The organism is Arthrobacter rhizosphaerae, from assembly GCF_023062595.1.
Classification (GTDB): Bacteria; Actinomycetota; Actinomycetes; order Actinomycetales; family Micrococcaceae; genus Arthrobacter; species Arthrobacter rhizosphaerae.
On the sequence record NZ_JALLAN010000018.1, the window covers coordinates 67,789 to 94,122 of the forward strand.

Annotated in this window: 25 protein-coding genes; 8 read left to right on the plus strand and 17 right to left on the minus strand. The window is 62.5% G+C overall.

The genetic code is table 11. From position 1 onward, the window contains the following. Positions 1–33: 33 nt before the first annotated feature. From MU551_RS19935 to MU551_RS19945, 3 genes are all read left to right on the plus strand, one after another. Entirely contained in the window at positions 34–1,170 is a 1,137-nt protein-coding gene (locus MU551_RS19935; protein WP_247048292.1) for a VIT1/CCC1 transporter family protein, read from the plus strand. 9 nt (positions 1,171–1,179) lie between these two features. Further along, positions 1,180–2,121: a matrixin family metalloprotease gene (locus MU551_RS19940; protein ID WP_247048293.1), complete on the plus strand. Its 942-nt coding sequence runs from the start codon at positions 1,180–1,182 to the stop codon at positions 2,119–2,121. Between the two features lie 131 nt (positions 2,122–2,252). Then, positions 2,253–3,083, plus strand: coding sequence for a peptidase M10A and M12B matrixin and adamalysin (locus tag MU551_RS19945; protein ID WP_247048294.1), 831 nt, complete (start codon positions 2,253–2,255; stop codon positions 3,081–3,083). A gap of 25 nt (positions 3,084–3,108) precedes the next feature. On the opposite strand, the gene MU551_RS19950 is transcribed toward MU551_RS19945, so the two are convergent. From MU551_RS19950 to MU551_RS19970, 5 genes are all read right to left on the minus strand, one after another. Then, positions 3,109–4,242 carry an LOG family protein gene (locus MU551_RS19950; RefSeq protein WP_247048295.1) on the minus strand — a complete coding sequence of 378 codons (1,134 nt, stop codon included), beginning with the start codon at positions 4,240–4,242 and terminating at the stop codon, positions 3,109–3,111. 33 nt (positions 4,243–4,275) lie between these two features. Then, positions 4,276–5,349 carry a Gfo/Idh/MocA family oxidoreductase gene (locus tag MU551_RS19955; protein ID WP_247048296.1) on the minus strand — a complete coding sequence of 358 codons (1,074 nt, stop codon included), beginning with the start codon at positions 5,347–5,349 and terminating at the stop codon, positions 4,276–4,278. 67 nt (positions 5,350–5,416) lie between these two features. Beyond that, positions 5,417–6,313 carry an ATP-binding cassette domain-containing protein gene (locus MU551_RS19960; protein ID WP_247048297.1) on the minus strand — a complete coding sequence of 299 codons (897 nt, stop codon included), beginning with the start codon at positions 6,311–6,313 and terminating at the stop codon, positions 5,417–5,419. 13 nt (positions 6,314–6,326) lie between these two features. Further along, complete coding sequence (locus tag MU551_RS19965; protein WP_247048298.1) at positions 6,327–7,370, minus strand: ABC transporter permease; 1,044 nt, start codon at positions 7,368–7,370, stop codon at positions 6,327–6,329. A gap of 57 nt (positions 7,371–7,427) precedes the next feature. Next, entirely contained in the window at positions 7,428–8,423 is a 996-nt protein-coding gene (locus tag MU551_RS19970; protein ID WP_247048299.1) for a substrate-binding domain-containing protein, read from the minus strand. Positions 8,424–8,702: 279 nt separating this feature from the next. On the opposite strand from MU551_RS19970, the gene MU551_RS19975 reads away from it, so the two are divergent. Both MU551_RS19975 and iolB read left to right on the plus strand, forming a co-directional pair. Next, entirely contained in the window at positions 8,703–9,443 is a 741-nt protein-coding gene (locus tag MU551_RS19975; protein WP_247048300.1) for a GntR family transcriptional regulator, read from the plus strand. Between the two features lie 32 nt (positions 9,444–9,475). Next, positions 9,476–10,387, plus strand: a complete 912-nt coding sequence (iolB, locus tag MU551_RS19980; RefSeq protein ID WP_247048301.1) for a 5-deoxy-glucuronate isomerase — start codon at positions 9,476–9,478, stop codon at positions 10,385–10,387. Positions 10,388–10,394: 7 nt separating this feature from the next. On the opposite strand, the gene MU551_RS19985 is transcribed toward iolB, so the two are convergent. The 12 genes from MU551_RS19985 to iolC all read right to left on the minus strand — a co-directional run bounded on the left by MU551_RS19985 (position 10,395) and on the right by iolC (position 24,656). Beyond that, complete coding sequence (locus MU551_RS19985) at positions 10,395–10,976, minus strand: GNAT family N-acetyltransferase (RefSeq protein ID WP_247048302.1); 582 nt, start codon at positions 10,974–10,976, stop codon at positions 10,395–10,397. Beyond that, on the minus strand, positions 10,973–12,670 hold the full coding sequence (locus MU551_RS19990) for an ABC transporter ATP-binding protein (protein ID WP_247048303.1): 1,698 nt from the start codon (positions 12,668–12,670) through the stop codon (positions 10,973–10,975). The genes MU551_RS19985 and MU551_RS19990 overlap by 4 nt, the downstream gene beginning before the upstream one ends. Further along, positions 12,667–13,488 (minus strand): ABC transporter permease, encoded by an 822-nt coding sequence (locus tag MU551_RS19995; RefSeq protein ID WP_247048304.1) that lies wholly within the window; start codon positions 13,486–13,488, stop codon positions 12,667–12,669. The genes MU551_RS19990 and MU551_RS19995 overlap by 4 nt, the downstream gene beginning before the upstream one ends. Next, on the minus strand, positions 13,485–14,435 hold the full coding sequence (locus tag MU551_RS20000; protein WP_247048305.1) for an ABC transporter permease: 951 nt from the start codon (positions 14,433–14,435) through the stop codon (positions 13,485–13,487). Before MU551_RS20000 ends, MU551_RS19995 begins: the two co-directional genes overlap by 4 nt. A gap of 34 nt (positions 14,436–14,469) precedes the next feature. Then, positions 14,470–16,047 carry an ABC transporter substrate-binding protein gene (locus MU551_RS20005; RefSeq protein ID WP_247048306.1) on the minus strand — a complete coding sequence of 526 codons (1,578 nt, stop codon included), beginning with the start codon at positions 16,045–16,047 and terminating at the stop codon, positions 14,470–14,472. A 142-nt stretch (positions 16,048–16,189) separates the two neighbouring features. Next, complete coding sequence (locus MU551_RS20010) at positions 16,190–17,065, minus strand: sugar phosphate isomerase/epimerase family protein (RefSeq protein ID WP_247048307.1); 876 nt, start codon at positions 17,063–17,065, stop codon at positions 16,190–16,192. A gap of 20 nt (positions 17,066–17,085) precedes the next feature. Then, positions 17,086–18,099, minus strand: a complete 1,014-nt coding sequence (locus MU551_RS20015) for a Gfo/Idh/MocA family protein (protein ID WP_247048308.1) — start codon at positions 18,097–18,099, stop codon at positions 17,086–17,088. A gap of 26 nt (positions 18,100–18,125) precedes the next feature. Next, positions 18,126–19,037: a sugar phosphate isomerase/epimerase family protein gene (locus MU551_RS20020; RefSeq protein ID WP_247048309.1), complete on the minus strand. Its 912-nt coding sequence runs from the start codon at positions 19,035–19,037 to the stop codon at positions 18,126–18,128. 132 nt (positions 19,038–19,169) lie between these two features. Beyond that, positions 19,170–20,687, minus strand: a complete 1,518-nt coding sequence (locus MU551_RS20025; RefSeq protein WP_247048310.1) for a CoA-acylating methylmalonate-semialdehyde dehydrogenase — start codon at positions 20,685–20,687, stop codon at positions 19,170–19,172. Positions 20,688–20,725: 38 nt separating this feature from the next. Then, positions 20,726–22,675: a 3D-(3,5/4)-trihydroxycyclohexane-1,2-dione acylhydrolase (decyclizing) gene (iolD, locus tag MU551_RS20030; protein ID WP_247048311.1), complete on the minus strand. Its 1,950-nt coding sequence runs from the start codon at positions 22,673–22,675 to the stop codon at positions 20,726–20,728. A gap of 5 nt (positions 22,676–22,680) precedes the next feature. Continuing rightward, a complete protein-coding gene (locus MU551_RS20035) occupies positions 22,681–23,646 on the minus strand; it encodes a Cgl0159 family (beta/alpha)8-fold protein (protein ID WP_247048312.1) in 966 nt (321 codons plus the stop codon). Further along, entirely contained in the window at positions 23,643–24,656 is a 1,014-nt protein-coding gene (iolC, locus tag MU551_RS20040) for a 5-dehydro-2-deoxygluconokinase (RefSeq protein WP_247048313.1), read from the minus strand. The genes MU551_RS20035 and iolC overlap by 4 nt, the downstream gene beginning before the upstream one ends. 285 nt (positions 24,657–24,941) lie before the next feature. Here iolC and MU551_RS20045 point away from each other — a divergent pair, with 285 nt between their 5' ends. Genes MU551_RS20045 through MU551_RS20055 form a run of 3 tightly spaced genes read left to right on the plus strand, consistent with a single transcriptional unit; the run spans position 24,942 to position 26,276 of the window. Next, on the plus strand, positions 24,942–25,295 hold the full coding sequence (locus MU551_RS20045) for an ArsR/SmtB family transcription factor (RefSeq protein WP_247048314.1): 354 nt from the start codon (positions 24,942–24,944) through the stop codon (positions 25,293–25,295). A 2-nt stretch (positions 25,296–25,297) separates the two neighbouring features. Further along, positions 25,298–25,795 carry an SRPBCC family protein gene (locus tag MU551_RS20050; protein ID WP_247048315.1) on the plus strand — a complete coding sequence of 166 codons (498 nt, stop codon included), beginning with the start codon at positions 25,298–25,300 and terminating at the stop codon, positions 25,793–25,795. A 4-nt stretch (positions 25,796–25,799) separates the two neighbouring features. Next, a complete protein-coding gene (locus MU551_RS20055) occupies positions 25,800–26,276 on the plus strand; it encodes an SRPBCC family protein (protein ID WP_247048316.1) in 477 nt (158 codons plus the stop codon). The last annotated feature ends 58 nt before the right edge of the window (positions 26,277–26,334 follow it).

The window sequence follows — 26,334 nt, forward strand, 5'->3', positions numbered from 1 at the left end:
CCGAACCATGCCTCGTCAAGCCCAGGAGTCTTCGTGTCTCAGCACGCTAAATCTGATCACCCCACAGATCCACTGCCCTCAGCGGCCGGAACCCCCAGCCCCGCCGATCTCAAACGGTGGCGGCAGTACCTCGCCGACGAGCGTGCCGAAGCCTCCGTTTACCGTGACCTCGCCCAAAACCGTAGCGGTGAGGAACGCTCCATCCTGTTGGCCCTCGCGGAAGCTGAAGGCCGCCACGAGGCACATTGGCTCAGACTGCTCGGCGGCCACGCAGGCAAACCCCGGCCGGCATCGTTCCGAAGCCAAATCCTCGGATTCCTGGCCAGGCATTTTGGTTCAGTGTTTGTCCTTGCCCTCGCCCAGCGTGCTGAGGGCCGTTCTCCTTACGCCGAGGATCCCTCAGCCACTCCTGCCATGGCCGCGGATGAACAGATCCACGAAGAAGTAGTGCGGGGGCTGGCCACACGTGGACGCAACCGGCTGGCCGGAACCTTCAGGGCAGCAGTCTTCGGGGCAAATGACGGTCTGGTCAGCAACCTTTCCCTGGTCATGGGTATGGCTGCCTCGGGTGTGGGGAGTCAAGTGGTGCTGCTCAGCGGGGTAGCCGGTTTGCTCGCGGGAGCACTGTCCATGGGCGCGGGCGAGTTCATTTCGGTGCGGTCCCAGCGGGAACTCCTCGCGGCAACCCGCCCCACCCAGGTCACCCTGGCGGCCGCCCCGTCGCTCGACATCGAGCACAACGAACTCCTGCTGGTTTACCTGGCGCGGGGGATGTCCCGCGAGGCTGCCGAACACAGAGTCAAGGAACGCATGGGTATGTTGTCCTGCGATTGCGATCCCAGCCTGTCGCTGCATCCTGAGAGCACCGAGACTCCCGATCAACATGAAGCGGTGGGCACGGCCTGGAGTGCAGCCGCGTCGAGTTTCTGCTTCTTCGCCTCCGGGGCCGTGGTGCCCATTTTGCCGTTCGTGTTTGGCCTGACGGGTGTGGCAGCACTTGTGGTGGCCTGTGTTCTGGTGGGGCTTGCACTGCTGGCAACCGGCGGCATCGTAGGTCTCCTCTCGGGTACCTCCCCCGCATCCCGCGGACTGCGTCAGCTGGCGATCGGCCTTGGCGCAGCCGCCGTCACTTACCTGCTGGGCATGGCCTTCGGCGCGGCAGTGGCCTAGCAGCTTCGTATGGACAGCCCTTCCAACCCGGACGATCTCCGGCACATGACACCTCAACAGCCCAAACACCGAAGTCCCCTCCGGAAGGCCGGGCACTGGCTCCGGAACCTTCTGGTCACGTTGCTGATCGCCGCCATGGCTTTCCTGGTGGCAGGGGTGTTTTACGATGATCCGCGGGTGACGGGACTGCTCGGCATGGATTCCCGCGCCGACCCGCAGTCTGATCCCATTGCCAGGCCGCCCGTGCAGCAGACCGAAGCTGCGGGGGTGGCCCGCCCGGCCGGCACGCCGCCTCCAGGGCTCGAGGAAAGTGACGCTCCACTTGGTGTGCCGGAATTACAGTCAGTGACGAGCCAGTCCTACAAGTTCCTGGTAGTGAACGACGACGGCAGTCCGGTGGGCTATTCGCCGTGCCGGCCGCTGCATTACGTCGTGAATGAAACCCTTGCTCCCGAGGGCGCCGCCCACCTGGTTCATGACGCCATCCGCACCATAGGTTCGGCAACTGGAATCACCTTTGTTCATGACGGCGAAACAGCCGAAGAACCCTCGGACGAACGGGACCCCTACCAGCCGGCCATGTATGGAGACCGCTGGGCCCCCTTGCTGATCTCCTGGACCACACCGGACGCCGCCCCCAAGCTCAAAGGCCAAGTCATCGGGACCGGCGGAAGCACACACTACAGCTTCAGCGGTGGACCCAAAACATTTGTCACCGGCAGCCTGGAACTGGATGCTGCCCAGATTGACCTTGAATTGGAACGACCCGACGGCGCCGAGTACGCCACCGCCGTGATACTCCATGAACTCGGACATGTCATGGGACTGGAGCACGTGGATGACCCCCTCCAGCTGATGTATCCGGAAATCGGCACCCCTGACGGGTTAGCAGCCGGAGACCTGAGCGGCCTCAGGGAACTGGGCCAGACACAGTGCCGCAAGGACCTGTAGACGCGGGGTCCTGCTGAGCCTAGGCTGGCAAACAACCATAGTTCGAGCCGCCTCCGTCAGCTGCCCACAGCAGGGCAGGGGGTATCAAAATTTACCTACCATCCGGGCCATCGGGCCCCTCCCCCCACCACTTGCATGAACCTGCGACGCACTGGGGCACCCGGCTGATCGCCTTCGTTGCCGCAATGGTTATGTTCGTCTCCATCGGGGTATTTCTTTACGGCGATTTCAGGCCTCTCAGTTTGCTCGGCCTGGATTCCGGCTCTTCCGACTGGGCCCCGATGATGGGCCAGCGCAATTCACCAACGCCAGGTCTTGACGAAGGCCCCGAGCCGTTGGGCGTCCCTGCCCCTTTGACAGAGCTCAGCAGCTCCTACGTTTTCCTCCATTACAACGAAGGGATGCCGGTGAGCTACTCCCCGTGCCGGCCCATCCACTACGTGGTAAATACTGATGAGGCACCCCCGGGCTCGGACGCTTTGATTGATGCTGCCGTACGCCGGATCAGTGAGGCCTCCGGCTTCAGGTTTGTTTTTAACGGGCAAGTGGATGAACGGCCAGCCATGGACCGGGCGAGCTTCCAGCCCAACCGCTATGGGAACACGTGGGCGCCTGTCCTCATTTCCTGGACGGATCCTGAGACAATCCCTGAACTCAGCGGGGACACCGTAGGGATAGGCGGAAGCACCCGCGTGAAGCACTCTTCCGGGCACGTGGGCTACGTCAGCGGGCAGGTCTCCCTGGACTCGCCACAAATTCGGAAGATCATCAGGACGCCGGGTGGGAGTGCGCGGGCCATCGCCGTCATCCTCCATGAACTCGCGCACGTCCTTGGCCTGGGCCACGTTCCCGATCCTTCCCAACTCATGTTCGAGCACGGAACGACGCTGAGGGACTTCGGGCCGGGCGACCTGACCGGACTGGCCAGGCTGGCCGAAGCACCCTGCACCAGAGTGCTGTGAGCACATACGCGCTTCGGTTCCGGCGTCAGTAGCCCTCCAAGACCTGAAGTGCTTCCTCCACCGTATCCACCAAGTGCACTTTGGCAGCCATATCCCGGCCCTCGGCCAGGCCTGCCAGCAATTGCCAGGCGGGATACCGTTCCTGCCAATGCACCCGGCCCACCAGGATCATGGGCTTGATGGTCTCGGGCACACCGTAGTAGTTCTCGCACGCGTCCTGGAAGATCTCCTGGACTGTGCCGGCGGACCCGGGCAGGAACACGATCCCGCCATCGCACAGCTCGAGGAGGATGGCCTCCCGAATGGCATTCGCGAAGTACTTGGCAATGTGGCTCGCGAAGTAGTTGGGCGGCTCGTGGCCGTAGAACCACGTGGGAATACCTAAAGACGGCGTCCCGTCCGGATGGCGTTCGACGACGGCGGCCGCCGCCCGCGCCCACGCGGACACCGATGGCCGGTATCCGGGAACGACGGCCATGCTTTCGAGCTCATCGTGGAAGGCTGCTTCCGGAATCTCACTCAGGTATGCCCCCATGTTGGCCGCCTCCATGGCCCCCGGCCCTCCCCCGGTGGCTACTATGTGACCGCTTCGGGCAAGCAGGCGCCCGAGGGTTCCTGCCGCAGCGAACTCCGGGGTTCCCCGCTGGGCGGCGTGCCCTCCCATCACGCCGACAGTGACCTGGCCCGAGCTGGTCCCGGAACGCCTGAACGCTTCGAGGGCCTCCCCGATTGAATGGTCATGAAGGGCAGCAGCGAGCGTGGCATCGATCCGGCGGCGCCCGGGCTGAATACTCCACTGATACACCTTGGCGTCCGGCGAGGCCTCGTATGGTGCACCGACAATTCCCTCGTAGAGCTCCTGGGCAGTGTAGAGACGGCTGCGGTAGGGGTTGAAGGGAACACCGTCCAGCCGGGGAAAAATCAGGGCCCCGCGGCTTCGCAACGATGCCTCCACGCCGTCGTCGAAAGTGCAGCCGAGAAAGATGCTTCCCTCAACATTGAGGGTCAGCAACGGCTCGGCCCTGCCGCGAAGATCCAACGATTGGGCATGCCACCCGTGCATGGAGCGTGCGCCGGTAACCACCAGCCTGTCGAAGCGTTCCAGGCTGTCGACGTCCAGCGTTCGGGGGCTCGGATTCAAGCTGCCGTGGGCGTCCATGGAGCCAGCCTAGCCTGCGGGAGGTCGCGGTGCTCAGACCCCTTGGCGGTCCGCTACCACAGCCACGGTGACCGGCATCCCCGATTCAAGTGAGGCCTGGGCTGCATCGGCTACACGTGAAGCGGCAACAGCATCCTCAGGAGTGCACGGGTTTTCCCGCTTACCCAGGATGACCTCCACAAAGGCCGCCAGCTCGGATCGGTAGGCCTGATGGAATCTGTCGGCGAAGGTCTTGTGCGGTGCACCCGACGGGAAGGCGATCCCCGGTTCCGCGGATGCCAGTGCTGACTGGTCATCCAGGCCCACCATCACCGATCCGGCGGAGCCCTGAATCTCCAGGCGCACATCGTGGCCGGCCCCGTTGTAGCGCGAGGCAGACACCGTTCCTACCGTGCCGTCGTCGAACGTCACCAGGGCGAGCGCTGTGTCCACATCCCCCACGGAACCGATGGCGGGATCACCGTTGTTCGATCCCCTGGCGTACACCTCAACGATTTCTCTGCCCGTCAGCCAGCGGAGAATATCGAAGTCGTGGACCGAGCAGTCCCTGAAAAGTCCGCCGGAAGTGGCCAGGAACTCTACGGGTGGCGGTGCCATGTCGCATGTGACAGCCCGCAGGGAATGGATCCAACCCAATTCCCCTGCGGTGAAGGCACGTTTCGCTTCGACGTAGCCGGCGTCGAACCGGCGCTGATGGCCGATCTGGACGACCCCCCTGTTCTGCCGGATGTGCTCAAGCACCGGCAGCGAGTCCCCAACGTTCATGGCCACCGGCTTCTCGCAAAACACTGGTATTCCAGCCTCCACACCGGCCCGGATGAGGCCGGGATGGGTGGCAGTACCGGTGGCAATGACCAAGCCGTCGATGCCTGAATCTAGGAGCTCCTGGACTGTGGGTACGAAACCCGCACCCAGTCCTGCCGCCACCGACCGGGCGTGGTCGGCAGCGACATCCGTGACCTTCAGCCGCACGTTCACGCCGGCAGCAGGAGAGGCACCATGACCAGCAACAGGACCGTCGGATCCCTCATTCAGGGAGGCGATGTTATTGGCATGCATGACGCCAATGCGCCCAACCCCCACGAGTCCTAAAGTAATGCTGTTCATCTTGCTCCTGCGGGTTTGGAGGGGTTGCTGTGGAGGGTGTGTCCGGAGTCTGGTGTGGCGGGCGGGGCTATCGCGACGTTCCCGCGACTTCGGCCTGGACTTCCTTGACCACATCACTGTGGCCGCCGAGCTGTTCCAGTTCGTGGGCAAGCTCGGCGAGTTCAGCACCACCCGCCATTTGCGCCGTCAGCTCATCGAGGGTGATGTCCTTCTTGTCGTAGTAGCCGATTGACTTGCCGCGTTTGAGCAGCAGGAAACGGTCACCGACGGGGAAGGCATGGTGCGGGTTGTGGGTGATGAAGATGACCCCGAGCCCCCGGTCCCTTGCCTGCAGGATATAGCGGAGCACCACCCCAGACTGCTTGACGCCGAGCGCGGCGGTGGGCTCGTCCAGGATCAGGACCTTCGCGCCGAAGTACACCGCCCGGGCGATTGCGACACACTGGCGTTCACCGCCGGAGAGCTGACCGATGGGCTGTTCCACGTCGCGGAGGTCGATGCCCATCTCCGCGAGTTCCTTCTTGGTGATGTCCTTCATGGCCTGGACGTCGAGGCTCTTGAACGGGCCGAAGCCGGACGTCAGTTCCGAGCCGAGGAAGAAGTTGCGCCAGATGGGCATGAGCGGGACCACTGCCAGGTCCTGGTAGACGGTGGCGATGCCGGCGTCCAGCGCATCCCGGGGAGAATCAAATTTCCGTTCCTCGCCCATGATGTGGAGCACGCCTTCATCATGCTGATGGAGGCCCGCAATGATCTTGATCAGCGTGGACTTGCCGGCGCCGTTGTCCCCGAGGACGCAGGTGACGCGGCCATTATCAACAGCCATGGTGACATCACGGAGGGCAACGATGTTGCCGTAATGCTTCCCGACGTTCTCCAGGGAGAGCAGGTGCACCGGCGTGTGGGTCAGCGGGTCCTTCTCGTCCTTGAGCAGTTGCTGCTGGTCGATCTGTTTGGCGTTCATGGTGTAAACCCCTCTACTTAAGTTCCGCGCGGCGCTTGACGATCAGGTTGACGATGGTGGCGAGCAGCAGCATGAGCCCAAGGAAGAACTTGAACCAGTCCGGGTTCCACTGCGCGTAAACAATGCCCTTGTTGGCCATCCCGAAGATGAAGGCACCGATGGCGCCGCCGACCGCTGAACCGTAGCCGCCAGTCAGGAGGCAGCCGCCGATAACCGCAGCGATGATGTAGAGGAACTCGTTGCCCACACCCTCGCCGGACTGCACGGAGTCGAAGGCGAACAGGTTGTGCATGCCGAGGATCCAGCCGCAGAAGCCCACGGCCATGAAGAGCCCGATCTTGGTGGCCTTGACGGGAACGCCCACTGCGCGGGCGGCGTTGGAATCGCCGCCGACGGCGAAGATCCAGTTGCCCACCTTGGTGCGGAGCAACACCCATGAGGCGACGGCCACAAGGGCGATCCAGATAAACACTGTGATCTTGACGTCTACGCTGCCGATCGTAACGGAGGAGGCGAAGATGGCCTGGGCCGACTTGAACCCGTCCATGTTGGAGATCGACGGCGACGAGACCGAGCCGCCGATGAGGCGGGTCAGGCCGAGGTTCAGACCGGTCAGCATCAGGAAGGTGGCCAGCGTGACGATGAAGCTGGGGAGTTTGGTCTTCATCAGGATCCAGCCGTTGACGAAACCAATGGCTACGGAAACCACAAGCGCCAGGATGACACCCACCCAGACGTTTGTGGAGAAGTACCAGCTGAACATTGAGGCGGTCAGAGCTGAGCTGATTACTGCCACACCCGTAGAGAGATCAAACTCCCCGCCGATCATCAGCAGGGATACACCCACGGCCATGATGCCGATCGTCGAGCTGCCGTACAGGACGGTGGCTATGGCGTTCGGCTGAAGGAACGTCTGGGAAACGAGGGCAAAAAAGACAAACAGTACGACGGCGCCAACCAGCGCGCCTACTTCGGGGCGCCCCAGCAGATTCTGGAGAGGATTGCGGACGGCCACGCGTTCATCGACGGAAGGCGGTCGGATCAAAGTCTGAGTCATGATGGTTCTCCTTTAGTGCCTGGCCCGGGAGCTCCCGGGCCAGGCTGGAAAGCTGATCTAGCGGATGCCTGCTTCGGTGAACTTGAGGGCGTCGGTGGCTGCAGCTTTGTCGATGATGGCAGGTCCGGTCAGCACAGGCTGTCCGCCGCCGATTTCGAAGCCGCCGCGCTTGTTCTGCCAGAGGGAGTCGATGGCGCCATACCCTTGGAGCCACGGCTGCTGATCCACGGTGAATTCGATCTCTCCGTCGGCGATCTTCTTGGCAAGTTCCGCGTTCAGGTCGAATGAGGCAACCTTGGCCTTGCTGCCCGCCGAGGAGATGGCCTTCAGAATCGTCAGGGTGTAGGGAGCTCCCAGTCCGACGACGACGTCGGCATCGGCTGTGGCTTGGAGTTTGGCAGTGACTGTGGAGGAAACCTGCGTCATGTCCGTTCCCGTCACGTACAGGATTTCGGTACCGGGCACCTTGGCTTTCACGCCGGCACAACGGGCCTCAAGTCCTACGTGGCCCTGCTCCTGGATCACGCAAACCGGGTGTTTGAGGCCAAGGGAGTTCAGCTTCGTTCCAACGGCTTCACCAGCCAGTTTTTCGTTTGAGCCGAAGTGGGTGAAAGCACCCAACTGTGCTGAGACGGATTCGCCGGCGTTGAGGCTGACAATGGGAATGCCTGCATCTGCGGCCTTCTTCAAGGCGTCCTTAAGAGCATCCGGCTTAGCCAAAGTCACCGCGATGCCGTCAACCTTCTGGTCAACGGCCTGCTCAATCAGTTGTGCCTGCCGTCCACCTTCGGGATCCGAGGTGTAGAGAAGCTCCACATTGTCCTTTGCAGCCGCTTCCTCTGCACCCTTGCGGACGATGTCCCAGAACGTATCTCCCGGCGCGGCGTGGGTGATCAAGGCAATCTTGATCCTGTCCGTGGAAGCCACCTGGCCGGCTGCCCCTGCATTCCCTGAATCGGAGGGCTTGCCTCCCGTGCTCGAGCAGGCACTTACGGCCAGTAATGGAACAACGGCCGCCGCCAGGACAGCCTTCCGCCACGAAAATCTCTTCACGTTGATCTCCTTTATTCGGCTCCCGTCGTCAGCTCCGTCGCTTCAGCCCGCTTGCCGTCTGTAGATGATCTTGGTGAGTGGCAGGAACAAAGTCAATACTTTGTCCTGACATTAGGATGTTTATACGAAGTTAAGCGCTTTCCATGGCCGTTATTACCTTCGGCGCCCATGCCGCCTGCTATTATTCAAAAAAAGGCAGTATGTCCTATCAAGCGAACATGCAACCTGACCCAAGCGGCCCCTGGACGCAGGTAAGCCGCAGCACAAGGGAGCGCTCATATGGCGAAACAGTTAAATCTCAGTATCGACCGCTCATCCCCGGTACCGCTTTACCACCAGGTGGTTCAGGGCATCGAGTCCGCAATCCATTCCGGGCTGTTGGCCCCCGGAAGCCGCCTTGAAAACGAAATTGACCTCGCCGCCCAGTTGAACCTTTCCCGGCCCACCATGCGCAAGGCCATGGATGAACTGGTCCGCTCAGGCCTGCTGGTCCGTAAACGCGGAGTGGGAACGCAGGTGGTGTCCAGCCAGGTCCGCCGCCCCCTGGAACTCTCCAGCCTCTACGACGACCTCAAAAACAACGGCAGCAAGCCCACAACGGATGTCCTGATGTTCGCCCACGACGAGGCGGATGCTCCCACCAGGGAAGCGCTGCATTTGCCGGCCGGCGCCAAGGTCTACCACTTCACCCGGCTCCGGAAAGTAGGGGGTAAACCGCTTGCCCTGATGGAAAACTGGGTGCGTGACGATATCACTACCATCAGTGAGGACCTCCTCAAGGAGCAGGGCCTGTACGCCATCCTCCGCAACGCCGGCGTCAATTTCCGGCTGGCCACACAGCGCATCGGGGCATTGGTTGCCAACGATTACCAGGCTCCCCTGCTCGAAACCCAAGTCGGCTCTGCACTCGTGAGTATGGAGCGCACCGCTGTGGACGACACCGGACGCAATGTAGAGACGGGTCATCACGTTTACCGGGCTGACTCCTACAGTTTTGAAATGACACTCGTCCAGCGCTGAGCGAAGGACTGACACGAACCGGAGAGTTACTGATGGCCGAATGGGTGTACCCGCTGGGAACAGCTTCCGAAGGTGAGTGGGACGTCTCGCTCGGAACCGCAGGCTCGTCCCTCGCTGTTGAAGGATGGGAACACACGGGGCTGAAGGTGGCCACCCTGGCCGCCGGTGCCGCCGTCGAACTTTCCACGGCAGCCGAGGAACGGATCGTCATTCCGCTCAGCGGAGCGTTCACTGTTTCCGTGGACGGGATCAAGTATGAGCTGACCGGCCGGCCCAACGTCTTCAGCGGACCCAGTGATGTGTTGTATTCGGGTACCGGCAAGGCCCTCACCATTACAACGGCCGACGGCGGGCGGGTGGCAATTGCGACCGCCCCCGCCAAGATCGAGTATCCCACGAGGCTTATTACTGCCGCCGAAATACCGGTGGAACTCCGCGGAGCCGGCAACTGCTCGCGCCAGGTCCACAATTTCGGTACGCCGGCGGCACTGGAGGCGGACCGCTTCATCGTCTGCGAAGTCATCACGCCCGCAGGCAACTGGTCCTCCTACCCTCCCCACAAGCACGATGAGGAGAAAGAGGGCGAAACGCGCCTCGAGGAGATCTATTACTTCGAGACCCAGGTGACCGCTGGTGGACCCGATCCCGCTTCGGGTCATGGATCTGATGATGCTGACGCTATCGGCTACCAGCGGGTCTACGCCTCTGACGAGCGGCCCATCAACGTAACGGCGGAGGTGCGCACCGGTGACGTCGTCCTGGTCCCCTATGGCTGGCATGGACCTGCGATGGCAGCCCCTGGCTATGACCTGTACTACCTCAACGTCATGGCAGGCCCCGGCCGGGTCCGCGACTGGCTTATCAGCGATGACCCCCATCACGGCTGGATCCGGCAGACCTGGGAGGACCAGGACGTCGATTCACGGCTGCCGTTCCGAGGATAGCCGGGGGTTATGGCATCTGGTGATGCTGCGACCGGAGCGCACGCCCCGGAAGGTCGAGCTCGAAGTGGATTGTCTCGAACCGGGGGTCCGCCTCGGGCATATCCCCTGTGCGGGCGTCGTGGATTTCCCTGACGGGCAATGACCGCCAGAAGTCTTCCGCTCCTGGCACCTTGGCGTTGGTATGGAGACAGAGCAGGGTGGTGCCGGTGTCCGCTGTGGCAAACTCCCATACCCGGCCGACGAGCTCCCGGGCCAACCCCTTCCTCCGGTGCTCCGGCAGCACAGCCAGCCTCAGCAACTGCGCCACCTGATGGGGATCCGAGTAACGCTCCGCGAGCCAGGCCGGGTGGGGTGGCGAGGATGGTCCTCCCATCCGAAGGGCACAAGTGCCCACTACTTCCTCGTCGTGCATCGCTATGAACATGGCCTGGCGGGGATTCCTGACGTAGACGCCGTCCAGATCATCCAAGTCCCAGTGCCATTCAGGAACGTAGCCGTAGCCGAGGTCTCGCTGCGCAACCTCAAGAACCACACGCCGTGCACCCTCCAACTGGAGTTCGCTGGTGGCCCGGGTGATGCTGTAGTTCATACTGCTGCCTTTCCAGAGCTGTGGACCGAATCGGCATCCTCAAATGGGAGGGGGCTGAAGATTTCCTGTGCGGCGATGATTTCCCGTGCTGCCCTGCTGGTGGCTGCCCCCAGGTTACCCGCCCCGAGTTCTTCCACAATTCTTCCCTCGTCCAGAACACAGATCCTGGGGCACAGCTCTTCCAGAACGGGCAGTTCATGGGAGACCACCAACAACGCCGTCCCTGTTTCCTGTGTAAGGCGGTGAAGGAGTATCAGCATCTCGGCCCGCAGTGCGGCATCCAATGCAGTTACAGGTTCATCCGCCACCAACAGCGACGGCGAGATGGCCAGTGCCCGGGCGATACTGACTCTTTGGCATTGGCCCGTACTGAGTTGGCCCGGCCTTCGCTGCGTGTAGCCGGACAACCCAACCTCCGCCAGCAATTCCATTGCCCGGCTGCGCCGCTCGCCCCGGCTCCCCACTTGATGGAAATCAAGGGGATCCATGATCTGTTCCAACGCTGAGCGCCAGGGGTTCAGGGCAGCTCGCGGATCCTGCGGCACCAGCTGGACACGGCGGCGGAGCGATTTCCACCCGGTTTCTGTCGGGCTTGATCCAGCGATCTCAATAAGGCCTGCCGAAGGCCGTTCCAGCCCGACCAGGCACCTGATCAGCGTGCTCTTGCCAGAACCGCTTCTGCCCAGCAATCCGACAGATTCCCCCGACGCTACCGACAGGTCAAGACCGCGGAGGACCTCTGGCTCCCGGGAGGAGTACGCCTGCCGTAGGCCCTGAACCCGCAACACCAAGGGAACGTGACCCGCCGATGGCACCGAGGCCAGACCTTCCGCACGACTGTTGGTGCCTTGCTCCCCGGACACCTCCGAACCTGTCGCCGCAGGCACAGGGCGTGGGCGTGCGAGCAAGCGTTGTGTCTCCGGATGTTGCGGATCTGCCAACACCTGCCATGCAGGACCGCTCTCCACGCTGTGCCCCTGCGCCAGCACCGTGATGTCGTCGGCCAGGGCGGCAGCCAGGTCCCGGTCGTGTGTCACCAGGAGCACTGCAGTCCCGGCATCCGCCTGATCGCGCAAGGCGCTTGCCAGAGTTCGGCGCGCGACGCCGTCGAGCGCCGTACTTGGCTCATCAGCGAGCAGGACCGCCGGGTTCCCGGCTGCGGCCAGCGCCAGTTCCAACCGCTGGGCCATACCTCCACTGAGTTCGAAGCAATACTTGTTCCCGACGCCGTCATGATGGCCCAAGCCTGCCGCGTCGAGTCGCGCCTGTTCACTTGCCTTCCCCCGAGGCAGGGGCTGGCCAACGTTGCGGAAAACTTCGCGCACCAGAGATCCGGTCCGGCGCAAGGATGTCAGCGACTCTTCCGGGTCCTGGAAGATCAAACCCATGTGGCAGGCCCTCACTTGCAGCCAGTCGTGCTCATTTGCAGCCGTTAGGTTCCAGCGAAGAGTCTGTCCGTGCCTTCCGTTCGACTCAGCAACATCGAGGCGGAAGAGGGCGGACGAGACGTCAGTATGCGGTCCGGACAATCCGATGAGGGTACGGAGCAGCGTGGATTTCCCGGACCCGCTGGCCCCCAAGACCACATGGATCCTTCCCTGCTTCAGGGATAGCCCTAGATCCGTGAGAATCTGTTGCCCGCGGATGCTCACGTTCAATCCGGATACCGTCAGGACATCTTTCGTGTCATTCACCCGGCCACCTCCAAGCGGTCCCGCAACCCTTCGCCGAGGCACGTCAGGCCCAGTACAGTGACCAGGACGGCAAAACCGGGTCCCAGCACCAAATGGGGTGCGGACCAGAGGGCCGCGCGCCCCTCCTGGAGCATGGCGCCCCATTCCGGGCTCGGCGGCTGCGCGCCCAGGCCAAGGAAGCTCAACCCCGCCACAACGGTGATCAATTGCCCGGCCTCCACTGCCGCCAGAACCAGGATGGGGCCGCGCAGCCGGGGCCAGGCCTCCCTACGCAGCAGAAGCCCTCGGTTTGCTCCCAGGGCCAGGGCAGTTTGTGCGGAACGGGATGCCAGCGCCTGCCGGACCAGCGATCGCGAAAGCCGGGCGAAGGGAGCCCACATCACCAGCATGACGCCGGTCAGGACCACCCCCAGCGAGGGTCCGTAGATACCTGCGAACGCCAGGGCAACAATGACTGCAGGAAATGCCACGAGGAGGTCGATGATATTTGTTGCCAGCCGGTCCACGGAACGTCCCGCCGCTGCGGCTAGCGCTCCGAGGACAGTACCAGCAGCAACGATGCCCAGCAGGGCCAGCGCCGTGAACAGCAAGGTCAGCCGGCCGCCGTGCAAAACCCGGGAAAGCACGTCGCGACCAAATTTATCGGTTCCCAACAGATGCTCAGCTGACGGTGCCGAGAGCGGCTTTCCAACGAGCTGGAGGGCGGGATCATAGGGAGCTATCCAGGGAGCGGCACAAGCGAGCACCACCATTCCACCCGTGATGACCACACCCGTCATGTACAGCACTGTGCCTTTGCCTTCGCTGAAAGCACTCATGCGGTTCCCTTCAATTTCCGATACGTCCGCGGGTCCAGTAGACGCTGCCCCACATCCACGCTGCGGTTCACGATGATCGCCATCAGGACCATCACAATGACGTAGGCCTGGATGACGGGATAGTCCTGGGCTCCGATTGCCTCGACGGCATAGGCGCCCACACCGGGCCATGAGAAAACCACTTCAGTGATGACAGCTCCGCCCATCAGTGTCGCAGTGGTGAGGCCGGCGAGTGTCATAACCGGAGCCAAGGATGGGCGAAGTGTGTGGCGCAGGAGAACGGTCCGTGGCTTGGCGCCGCGCGCCTTCGCGGCGGCAGCATAGGTCATGGCACCCTGCTCCAACACGGAGGCACGCAACACGCGTGCCATTGTGGGCACCCCGGAAACAGCCATGACGACGGCGGGGAGCCAGAGCCGCGAGGCAGTAGCCTCCCCCGCGATGGGATAGCCCGCGGCTTCCGCCGCCCACCGCAGGCCCAGGGTTGCGGTCAGGAATGTTGGTACCGCCGCTGCTGCGATACTCAAGACCCTCAGCACGTGATCCATCGGGCCATCCGGCTTGCGAACAGCAAGCCACGCCGTCAGGGCGGACATCAAAAGCAGAAGTCCCATGGCACTGAAGCCCAGGCCAATACTGGCCGGAAGCCGATCGGCGATCTCCGACAGCACGGACTCGCCGGTGCGGAAGGACTTGCCAAAGTCACCACTCACCACTCTGCCCAGCCAGATCACGTATTGCTCGGCCACGGATTTATCCAGTCCCAGCTCAGCACGCCTGACCTCGCGGGAGCGGGTGTCTTCTTCAGGGGTCAGAAACGTGGAGGCGCCGGATGCTCCAAACTCGATATCAACGGGATCTCCCGGGGCTGACCTGATGAGGGCGAACACCAACACAGATGCTGCCAGGACAAGCGACAAAAGGGACGTAAAACCGTGTACGAGCACCCTTAGCACTCCCCATCCAAGCAACCTGCGAAGGCTACTTGCTGATGCCAACATCGCCCGTGATCAGCTGTCCATACTGCAGCGGATGCGCGGTAAAGCCGCTGACTTTGCTGCTCACCGCCGTCGCCACCACGCGCGGGTGCAGCGGTACCGACGGTACGTACTCGGTCATCAACCTGTTGACCTCCAGGAGCGCATCCGATCGTTCCTGGGCATTTCCTGCCGCGGCCGCGGTTTTGAGGAGTTCCTCGATTCCGGGGATCGCCAGCTTGGAGTGGTTCCCCGCGCCGTCCGGGGCGGCCTGCCCGGCAATCAGCGTGGAGGCTGAGCCCACAGTCGTCCAGGCCTGTGTGGCAGCGTCCCAGTTGCCGTTCTTGATGGCTTGGGTAATGAGCGTGCTTTCCACGTTCTGAACCTGGACATCAATGCCTAGTTTGCCCCACTGGGCTTGAAGCACTTCTCCTGTGGCGGCTTCCGCGCCGAATGTCAGCAGCCGCAGCACAAACGGTTTGCCATCCTTTTGCCTTTTGCCGTCCTCCATCGTCCATCCGGCATCGTCCAGCAACTCTGCCGCGCGGACGGGATCATAGGAGGTAAAGCCGGTGGCGGCAGCGTCCGGATAGCCCGGGTTGGAGGCAAGCCAGCTGGGGCTTGGTGTTGTGAGGCTGTTGGTGGCCAGCTCCACGAGCTCCTTACGGTCCACTCCCCAGCCCAAGGCCTGGCGCACCCGCACGTCTGCGAGCGCCGGTGCAATAGCCGAGGATGGGTTCAGGTACGCCGCCACTGTATTTGCAGCCGGGACGTCCACCAGCTGGACGGCCTGTGACTGCTGAAGCTCCTTGGCCCTGTCGCTGGGGATGTCCTGAACGATGTCCGCTTGGGCGGAGAGGGCCAATTGCGCCCGGGCCTGATGATCGGTGACCTGCCGCACTTCTACTGTCTTCAGCTTCGGCCGTCCGCCCCACCAGGAACCGTTGGCTTCCAGGACCATGGTGCGATCGGTGGTGAAGTCCTTGATTCTGTAAGGGCCTGACAGGTCGCTGGCGGCAGGATCAACCCCGCCGACGGCATCCGGCGCCAAGAGCGAAGCGTTGTAAATGACTGTTTGGTAGTGCGCGAGCGCGAAAGGCAGCTCGGGTTGCGGCGATGGCGTTTTGAAAGTCACCTTGTCAGTGCCAGAGGCCTCGATAGTGACGTTTTTCAACTGTCCCTGCGCGAGACTGTTGAGTTTCCGGGACCTCGTCAGCGACGCGACCACTGCCGCTGCGTCAACCGGGGCTCCGCTAGAGAACGTAGCGCCTTTTCGCAGCTGAACTGTCCATTCCGCCGGAGCCGTTGCTTCCATCTTTTCGGCAAGCTCCGGAACCACCTTCCCCTCAGGCGTTATACGCATCAGGGCCTCAGCAGCACCGTGGGCCCGCAGGTAGGAAGCCGACAATTCGGCTGCCGGGTCGACACTCTTGGCTATGGCCCCCGTAGCGACCCGCATCAGCTCCCCGGCAGGAGCTCCGGCGGGCGGAGCGCTACCCGCAGTGCCTGCGCACGACGTGAATGTGAGGGCTAATACGGCAGCACCGGCAAAAAGGGTGGCGCTGTAACGAAATCCGCGCATGGCAGGTCCTTCTAATGAGACGAGGTGGGGGCCCCTCTGCTGACTGCATCAGAAGGACCTCCCGACCTTATAGCAAATGATTCTCATTAGCAATGGAAGGGCGTGCCGTAATCTCCTCCGCGGCTCGCCCTCCCTACAGGAGTTATGAACTGACCTTTTGCACGTACTGCTTCATGGTTTCCAGCTGGTAGCGGGAAACCTCCTCGGCAGCATCGTCTTCGGCGAAGACGCTGGAAACCATGACGGTGTTGTCCCTGTCCAGGAAGCCGATCTCCTTCAGGCCGCCGAAGAACTCGTCCCAGTTGACGTCGCCGTCGCCGATTTTCAGGTGCTGGTGCACGCGGACAGGATTGCCCGGCGGGTTCGTGATGTACCGCAGCCCATGCGAGGCGTGATGGTCCATGGTGTCCGCGACATGGACAAGGCGCAGCTTATCCCCCGCCGCCTGCATGATCTCCAGCGGAGCGTCCTTCATGTGGAAGCTGTGCGAAGCGACGTACACCAGCCCCACGTTCTTCGAGTTCAGCCCCCGGATCACCCGGATTGCGGCGAGCCCTTCCTCAACAAAATCATCCGGATGCGGGTCGATGAGCAGGTCGATTCCTTCGCGTTCGATGATCGGCAGGAGCTCCTCCATCGAACGGTAGAAGGCACGCTCGGACTCCTCAGCCTTCTCCGGCCGGCCGCTGAACTCAGTGTTGATGGTCCCCACCCCGAGGTCCACCGTGATCTGGATGGCGCGCTTCCAGTAGCGGACCGCTGCCTCGCGGGCATCTTCGTCCGGCCCGGACCAGCGCAGCACCGGCAGGACGGAGGCGATCTCTATGCCAGCATCCGAACACGCCTTCTTCAATTGACCCACCAGCTCGTCGTCGGCCTTGGGATGGTTGAAGAACGGGATGAAATCGGCGTGCGGTGTCAGCTGCATGTACTGATAACCGAGGTCGGCCACCAGTCCGGGGAATTCCAACAGGCTGTGGCTGTGATGGAACGGCGTGGGATCGAGGGCGATTTTCAAAGCGGTGACTCCTTCACTGTCTAGTTGTAGAGTGCCGGCTTCGCGTTCAGCTTGACCGCTACCTTCTCCCCGTTTTTCTGGGCTTCCACGCCGGCCTCGCAGCAGGCGGCGGTGGCGTACCCGTCCCACGCGGAGGGTCCGCCGAGTTCGCCACGGCGCGCCGCATCCACCCAGGCCTGGATTTCGACGTCGTACGCCGCCACGAAACGCTCCTCGAAGCCGGAGGTCACCTGGCCGCCCCAGCGCCCCGCGGTGCGCGTGTACAGGCCGCGGTCGCCGCCGATGCTGACAACGCCCTCTTCGAAGGTGGCTTGCGTGGCAACTTCATAGCCGAACCGGGCGTTGACGAAGATTTCCACATCAGCCAGGACACCGGATTCGGTTTCGATCAGAACGTGCTGCGGATCATGCTGGCCTGCCGGAGCGTTCCTGCTGGCCTTGCCCAACCGGACCTGCACACTGGTGATTTCCTCGCCCGTGAAGAAGCGGACGGCGTCGAACTCGTGGACCACAGAGTCGTTGATGAGCATCTCGTTCGTGAAGCCCGGCGGGGTGTCCGGGTTCCGGTGCTGGTGGTGCAGCATCAGCAGTTCGCCCAGCTCGCGGTTCCTGATCACGTTGCCCAGAGCGGCATATTCGGTGTCGTAGCGCCGCATGAAACCGACCTGGATGCGTTTGTGTCCCAGCTCCTGCTCGGCCTCCACCACACGCCAGGCTGACGCGGCATCCGGCGTCAGAGGCTTTTCACACAGGATGGGGAAACCCTTGGCCAGCGCTTTGACCAGGATGTCCTCGTGGAGGAAGCCGGGGGTTGCGATCAGGACGGCGTTGACGTCGCCATTATTCAAGGCCTCTTCGGCATCTGTCAGAGCAACTGCGCCGGGGATATCAGCCACTGTGGACTGGGCACGTGCCAGGTCGACGTCGACGACCGCGGCGACCTCAGCGCCGTTAATGCGGCTGTTAAGACGCTGGATATGGTCCGCGCCCATGCGGCCGGCACCGATGACAGCAACGCGAAGGGTTTCAGTCATTTGTTCGTTCCTTTGAGTGAAAGTTGCTAGTTGACAGCGGTGCGTGAGCCGCAGGAGAGCAGGTAGTTACGTGTGCGCTTGGCGATGGGCATGGGAACATCAAAGGCCACCGGATACATGTCCTGTTCCACGATGCCAAAGATCGGCCGGTTCAGGCCCTCGACAGCCTCAATGACTGCGCGGAGATCGGGCAGCCCACCGGGTGGCTCCGTCATAACGCCGGCCAGGTTAGCGGCCGCCCAAGTCATGTTTTCCTCATTCACCTTTTTCAGGATGTCCGGGTTGATCTGCTTCAGATGCAGGTAGCCGATGCGGTCCGGGTAGTTCTTGATGAGTTCCAGGCTGGAGGCCCCACAGTACTCGGCGTGGCCGGTGTCGAGGCACAGGTTGACGTACTTGCTGTCAGTTGAAGCCAGGAGGGTTTCGATATCCTCCTGTGCTCCCACATGGGAATCGGCGTGCGAGTGGAACTGCTGCTTCAGACCGAAGTCTTCCAAGAGGGTCTTGCCCAGCCGGTTGTGGCCTTCGAAGAGATCGCTCCAGCTCTTGTCTGTCAGCTCTCCACTTTCCACCGCTTCCCCGGTAACGTCATCGCGCCACATCGCCGGGATAACCACAATGTGCTCACCGCCCATTGCCGCAGTGAGCTCGGCAACCTTGCGGGCGGGCTCCCAAGCAGTTTCCCACAGGTCCAGCCCTCGGTGGAAGGCGGTGAACACGGTTCCTGCGGTGACTTTCAAGTCCCGCTGCTTCAGTTCCTCGGCTAGGCGTGCGGGGTCTGTTGGCAGGTAGCCGTACGGGCCAAGTTCAATCCACTTGTAGCCGGATTCCGCCACTTCATCCAGGAAGCGCTCCCAGGGGGTCTGCTTGGGATCATCTGCGAACCAGACGCCCCAGGAGTCCGGGGCGGTCCCGATGATCAGCTTGTTTTCAGTCATTGCTGTTCCTTTTGCGTCGAGTGCTGAGTTGATGCCCTTTTGGAGGTTCAGAAGGGCGGTGGGCCCACGCCGGCAGGGTTCCCTGGCCGAGCTTGCGAGGCGAGGGTGCCGGTGGGGAGCAATCGATGGTGGTTAGTTGGAGGGGAAGTTGTAGGAGGCGCCGGAGGCGTGGGTGGGTTCGGGCCAGCGGGAGGTGACGACTTTGCCGCGGGTGTAGAAGGAGACGCCTTCGGGGCCGTAGATGTGTTTGTCCCCGAAGAGTGAGGCTTTCCACCCGCCGAAGGAGTGGTGCGCGACCGGGACGGGCAGGGGCACGTTGATCCCGATCATCCCCACGTCCACCGAGCGCTGGAACTTCCGGGCATTCGCCCCGGAGGAAGTGAAGATCGCGGTGCCGTTCCCGTACGGGTTCGCGTTGATCAACGCGATCCCCTCATCCAGGCTGTTGACGCGGACGACGACGAGGACAGGCCCGAAGATCTCCTCCGTGTACGCTGTCATCTCCTTCTTCACGTGGTCGATCACGGTAGGCCCGACCCAGAACCCGTCCTCGTGCCCGGAAACCACCAGATCCCGGCCATCGACCACCATCGCAGCCCCGGCCGTCTCGGCCTCGGTGACAATCCTGACGATCCTGTCCCGGGACTCCGGCGTGATCACAGGCCCCATCTCCGCCCCGGGCACCGTCCCGTTGCCCACCTTCACGGCCAGGGCCCGCTCCCCGACTTTTTTGACCAGCAGGTCAGCGGCGTCCCCGACGGCGACGGCGACGGAGATGGCCATGCAGCGTTCCCCGGCGGAGCCGAACGCGGCCGCGGCCAGGTGATCAGCGGCGTTATCCAGATCAGCGTCCGGCAACACGATGGCATGGTTCTTCGCCCCGCCCAGCGCCTGCACCCGCTTCCCGTGCTTCGTCGCGGCCTCGTGCACATACTTCGCGATCGGGGTGGACCCGACAAACGAAATGCCGTCCACATCAGGGTGCGTCAACAACCCGTCGACCGTTTCCTTCCCGCCATGCAGAACCTGGAACACCCCGTCCGGCAACCCGGCATCCTTCCACAGCTTCGCGAGCAGCATCGACGCCGACGGGTCCCGCTCCGAAGGCTTGAGGATAAACGCGTTCCCGGTCGCGATCGCCATCGGCGCCATCCACAACGGCACCATCACCGGGAAATTGAACGGCGTGATCCCCGCAACCACACCCAACGGCTCCCGGAACGAAAACACATCAATCCCGGTCGAGACCTGATCCGAATAATCCCCCTTCAGCAACTCCGGAATACCGCACGCGAACTCCACCACCTCCAGCCCACGCCCAATCTCCCCCTTCGCATCAGAGAGGACCTTCCCGTGCTCGGCCGTGATCAACGCCGCCAACTCATCAACATGGGACGCCACCAGCTCACGGAACCTGAACAACACCCCCGTACGCTTCGCCAACGAAATATCACCCCACGAATCAGCAGCAACCCGCGCCGCAGCAACCGCCGCATCCAGATCAGCACGGTTCGCCAACCGGAGCTCCCCCGAAACAGCACCAGTCGCAGGATTGAAAACAGGCTGGGTACGGTCACCCATACCCGGCGTTTCAGCACCATTGATGAAGTGGTTGATCGTGGTGGTGCTCTTGTCTGTGATAACAGTCATGATGCTCTTCCTTGAGTTCTCGAAAGTCGAAGGGGGATTCAGCCGAGCAGCTTGCGCTGGCGGTTTTTGTGGTCTGCGTAGGTTTTGAACGCCTGTTGGGTGGATTCAAGCTCGGAGACCTGGGAGACGGGAACATCCCACCAGGACTCAGAGGCGGGAGCGTCCAAAAGCGGGTCGGACTCCACATGGATAAGGATGGGTCCGCCCTTTTCCGGCGCAGCCTTGGCATCGCGGATGGCCTGTTCGAGTTCGGCGATGACCTTCTCCCCCGGTTCGATGCGAATGACCTTCACGCCCAGGCTTTCGGCATTCATTGCGAGGTCAACGGGCAGTGTTTCGCCGTCGTCGAAGCTGTGCTGTTCCTCATCCAGCGCCCTGTACTGGGTGCCGAACCGTTGGGAACCGAGGGATTCGGACAGGGAGCCGATGGAGGCGTAGCCGTGGTTCTGGATCAGGACCACGATCAGTTTGATGCGTTCGGCGACGGCGGTGACCAGTTCGGTGTGCATCATCAGGTAGGAGCCGTCCCCCACCATCACGACGACGTCCCGGACAGTTCCGCCCGCGGCGGCTTCGGCCAGCGCTGCCCGCTTGACGCCCAGCCCGCCGGGGATCTCATAGCCCATGCAGGAGTAGGCGTATTCGACGTGGTACCCGAAGGGGTCGCGGACCCGCCACATCTTGTGCAGGTCCCCAGGGAGGGAACCCGCAGCGCAGATCACCACGTCCTGGGCGTCCATGCCCCTGTTGGTGGCACCGATGATCTCGTTCTGAGCCGGCAGCGGGGTAAAGCGCGCGTCGAAGGCCTCGTCCACGGTGGTGTCCCAGCGCTTCTTTTCCGCTGCAATGGTTTGCTCCAGGTCGGCGCCGATGCGGTAGCCGCCCAAGGCCTGGTTCAGCTTGACCAGCGCCTTGCGGGCGTCGGCAACGATCGGCAGCGAGGTGCCGTGCTTGTAGGCGTCAATGGGGGCAACGTTGATGTTGATGAACTTCACGTCCGGGTTCTGGAACGCCGTACGCGAAGCGGTGGTGAAGTCCTCGTAGCGGGTGCCGATCCCGATGATGAGGTCCGCTTCGGCAGCAATGGCGTTCGCCGCCGTCGTGCCCGTGGAGCCGATGGCCCCCAGGGAAAACGCGTGATCCCAGGGCAGGACGCCGACACCGGCCTGCGTGTTGCCAACCGGAATACCGGTGGCCTCAACGAACGCAGACAGTTCCTCGTTGGCGTAGGCGTAGAGCACCCCGCCGCCGGCAATGATCAGGGGACGCTTCGCGGCCCGGATGGCAGCGGCCGCACGGTGGATGTCGTCGTCGTCCGCCTCAGGACGGCGGATCCGCCATTCACGCTCGGCGAGAAATTCCTCCGGGACATCCAAGGCCTCCGCCTGTACATCCTGGGGCAGCGAAATGGTAACCGCCCCGGTCTCGGCCGGATCCGTGAGGACCCGCAGGCCGTGGTGGAACGCAGAAAACAGCTGCTCCGGCCGGGAGACACGGTCAAAGAACTTCGATAGCGGCCGGAACGCGTCATTGACCGTGATGTCGTAGGCGTAGGGCTGCTCAAGCTGCTGCAGGACGGGGTCCGCCGCGCGGGTGGCGAACGTGTCACTCGGCAGCAGCAGCACCGGCAGCCGGTTGGCGGTGGCAAGCGCCGCGCCCGTGAGCAGATTCGAGGACCCCGGACCGATGGAGGTACTTACGGCGAACGTCTGGCGTCGCCGGGTGTGCCGGGCGTAGCCCACAGCCTGATGGACCTGGGCCTGTTCGTTGCGGCCCTGATAATAGGGCATGATGCGCGGATCCTGCTGCTGGTATTGCTTGAGGGCCTGGCCCACCCCGGCGACATTGCCGTGGCCAAAAATTCCGAACGTTCCCGGAATGAGCCGCTCCCGGTAGTCAACGCCTCCGATGGAATCAACGGTGTACTGCTTTGAAAGATATTCCACGACGGCCTGGGCCACTGTCATTCTGCGTGTAGCTGATGCCATAAGAGTTACTCCGTTACTTCTGCTGGTGTGCGGGCGCCTGCATGGCTAAGGCGGCTGTGATGGAGCAGGGAAGCGGCAGTGGCTACGGCGCCGGCCACGTCTCCATCCTGCGGGTACAGCAGGGTACGCCCAACAGTCAGGCCCTGAACGTTGGGCAACGACAACGCCGCCTCCCAGCTGGCAAAGATCTCATCCTGGCTTCCTTCAGGGTCCCCGCCGAGAAGCACTGTCGGCATCGTTGTGGCTGCCATTACGCGTTCCATGTCGGCCACAACAGGCAGTTTCATCCAGGTGTAGGCGCTGGTGGATCCCAGGCCCTCGGCGATGGCAACCGACTTGATGACGGCTTCGGTAGAGAGATCGTTGCGCACCCGGCCATTCTCGCGCAGGGAGAGGAACGGCTCCACCATGGCGATCAGCTTCCGTGCCGCGAGCGAGTCGATGGCCTGGGCTGTCGCTTCTAGCAGCGACACCGTGTCCGGGTCACTGAGGCAGATGCGGGTGAGCATCTTGCCACCGTCAGCACCCAAGGCCTCAAGGGCCGCTGCGGTGTGGCCGGTGAAGCGGTCATCGAACTCGTTGACCAGACCAGCCAGTCCACCTCTGTTCATCGAACCGAACATGAGCTTGCCGTCAAGGGCACCCAACAGGAGCAGGTCATCCATCACGTCTGGCGAGGCCAGGATCCCGTCGACGTCAGGGTTGGCCAGGGCTATCTGAAGGCGGTCCAGGAGTTGGCGGCGGTCGGCCATGGCGATTGGATCAGCGCCAACGCTCAAGGCTCCGCGTGCGGGATGGTCGGCAGCGACAATAAAGTTCTGTTTGCCGTATTTCGGCCCCGGATGGCGGCGCCTCGTTTTTGCGGCACGCGCTATGGCGTCAGGGTCTTCGAGCCGGATGGTGCTCAAATGCTCATAGCGGCGGGGATCGTCGTTGACCGCCCCGGTAAGTTTTCCAGCAGCGACAGTCATAGCGACGCTCCTTCTGAGGCGTAGTCTCCCGCTGCGTACTCTGCTGGGACGAGGCGTCCGCGTTCCGAAAGCAAGGAGGTCACCTCAGCCGGTGTGGGCATCGCATCTGCACAGGAGAGGCGGGAAGCCACAATTGCCCCGGCCGCATTGGCGTAGTCCAGGACCTGAGAGAGCGGCCATCCGGCAAGGAGGCCGTGGCAGAAGGCGCCTCCAAAGGAGTCACCGGCCCCCAAGCCGTTGACAGTGACAACGGGTACGGGTGCGGACACAACACGTTCGGTGCGTGTTTTGGCCATCACACCCGCAGCCCCAAGTTTCACCACGGCGATTTCGACGCCGGCGGCCAACAGGCGGTCTGCCTGCTCGTCCGGCGTTCCCTCGCCCACAGCGACTGCACATTCCTTGTCATTGCCGATGGCTACAGTGACGTGGGGCAGCACCTTCGCAATTTCTGCGCGGGCCGTAGCCTCGTCGGGCCAGAACATCGGGCGGTAATCGAGGTCAAGGATGGTGTGCTGTCCCGGTTTGAGGCCAGCGCGGGGCCTGGCCCCGTGAGCGCGGAGGTGGGCTTCCCTGCTGGGCTCCTGGCAGAGACCCGTTACGGTAGACCAGAAAATCCCGGCTTCCTTTATTGCGGTGAAGTCCAGCTCATCACCTTTGATCTGCAGGTCCGGCGCGGTCGGAAAGCGGTAAAAATAGAGGGGAAAGTCGTCCGGGGGCTTGATGGCACAGAAGGTTACCGGCGTCGGCCATTCCTTGACCGGAAGGACAAAAGAATCATCAACGTTGAACTTGCGGAGTTCCCGGTGGAGGTAGTTTCCGAAGGCATCGTTGCCGGTCCTGGTGATCACTGCAGTGCGCCGTCCGTGGCGGGCCGCGGCCACGGCAACGTTGGAGGGAGAGCCGCCGAGGTACTTTCCGAAGGACGTCACATCCTCCAGGTCAACGCCAATATCGTTCGGGTAGATGTCTACGCTGATTCGCCCGATCGTGAGCAGTTCGTGGGTCACGGTAATCGCGGACCTTTCTGGTTTCAACTCTGTACCTCTAGCAGCCAGGGTTCCGGCAATTTCAGCCCCGTTCGAAGCGGAACTACACGCTCTACTTTGCCCTATGTCCAATGTCCTGTCAAAGGTTTGTACTGACATATTTACAACTTGTTTTTCCTCCAAAAATCAGTAAGCAACCTCTTGCACCTCGCCTGCGCTTTGATTAGTCTTAAACAACCTTCAGGTTGATAAACCAGTTGATTGATAACCCTCCAGAAAAGCGAATCGAAGGGAGGTGGGACCGGAATGGAAAGCGACGACGCGCTCCTCAACTTGGCATTCCTCGCCTTGGCTGATCCGGTGCGCCGCCGCATCATCTCCCGGCTCAGCCGGGGTTCCGCCACGGTCAACGAACTGGCCGAACCGTTCGAGATCACCAAGCAGGCCATCTCGAAACACATCCAGGTTCTCGAACAGGCGCAACTGGTCACCCGGACCCGTGATGCCCAGCGCCGGCCCGTGCACCTGAACCCCGCACAGCTTGAGGCTCTTACCGCGTGGATCGACCAGTACCGCCTGGTCCGGGAAGGGCAGTTCCGAAACCTCGACGTCGTGCTCCGTTCCAATGCCGCCGCGAGCGGCAAACAGGCAAAGGATTGATCATGAGTAACGCCCTGAAACTCACCGTCCCGGACGGTGTGCCCTTTATCGACTTCGAACGCGACTTCGATTTCCCGGTGGCCGACGTCTTCCAGGCCCACAAGAACCCTGAACTGATTGCTCAATGGCTCGGCCCGCATGGCACCAACGTGGAGATCGACAACTACGATTTTCGAAGTGGAGGCAGCTACCGGTACCACCACACCGGGCCAGACGGCGTGAGCTACGCCTTCAGCGGTATCTTCCACACGGTGCGCGAGAATGACGTCGCCATCCAAACCTTCGAGTTCGACGGATATCCGGACGTAGTCAGCATCGAATTCCTTACTTTTGAGGACCTCGGCGGCAACCGGTGCCGGCTGAAGGGCCATTCGGTATACCCCAGCCAGGAAGCCCGTGACGGCATGGCCGCCTCCGGTATGGAAGGCGGAATGTCCGAGGGCTACGAGCGCCTCGATGAGCTCCTCGGCAGCGTCGTTCACGGCAATCAGGGCAGGTGAGAGCGTGAGCAATTCATTGAAGCTCGTCGCCCCGGAAAACGAGCCGTTCGTGCACACCGAGCGAGAGTTTGAGTTCCCGGCGTCAGCGGTCTTCCGTGCACATTCCGATCCGGAGCTGTTCCGGCAGTGGATCGGGCCTCAGGAGCTGACAACGACGATTGACCGGTTCGACTGCCGGCCGGGGGGAAGTTACCGGTTTATCCAGGAGGGCGGAGACGGGCGCCAGCATGCATTCCACGGGGTCTTCCACTCCGTCCGCGCCAATGAGTTCGTGCTGCAGACCTTCGAATATGAGGGGTATCCGGATGTGGTCACGCTGGAGTTCGCTACCTTCGGGGATCTGCCGGACGGGCGTTCCAGGCTCACCGGCCGCTCCGTATACCCCAGCGTGGAGGCCCGCGAAAAGTACCTCTCAGACGGTATGGAATCAGGAATCGCCGCGGGCTACGAGCAATTGGACGAGCTCCTGGGCGGCGGATAGGAACAACGAGTTAAAGTACGACGGCGTCCGGTCACCTTCCCAAGGAAGGTGACCGGAC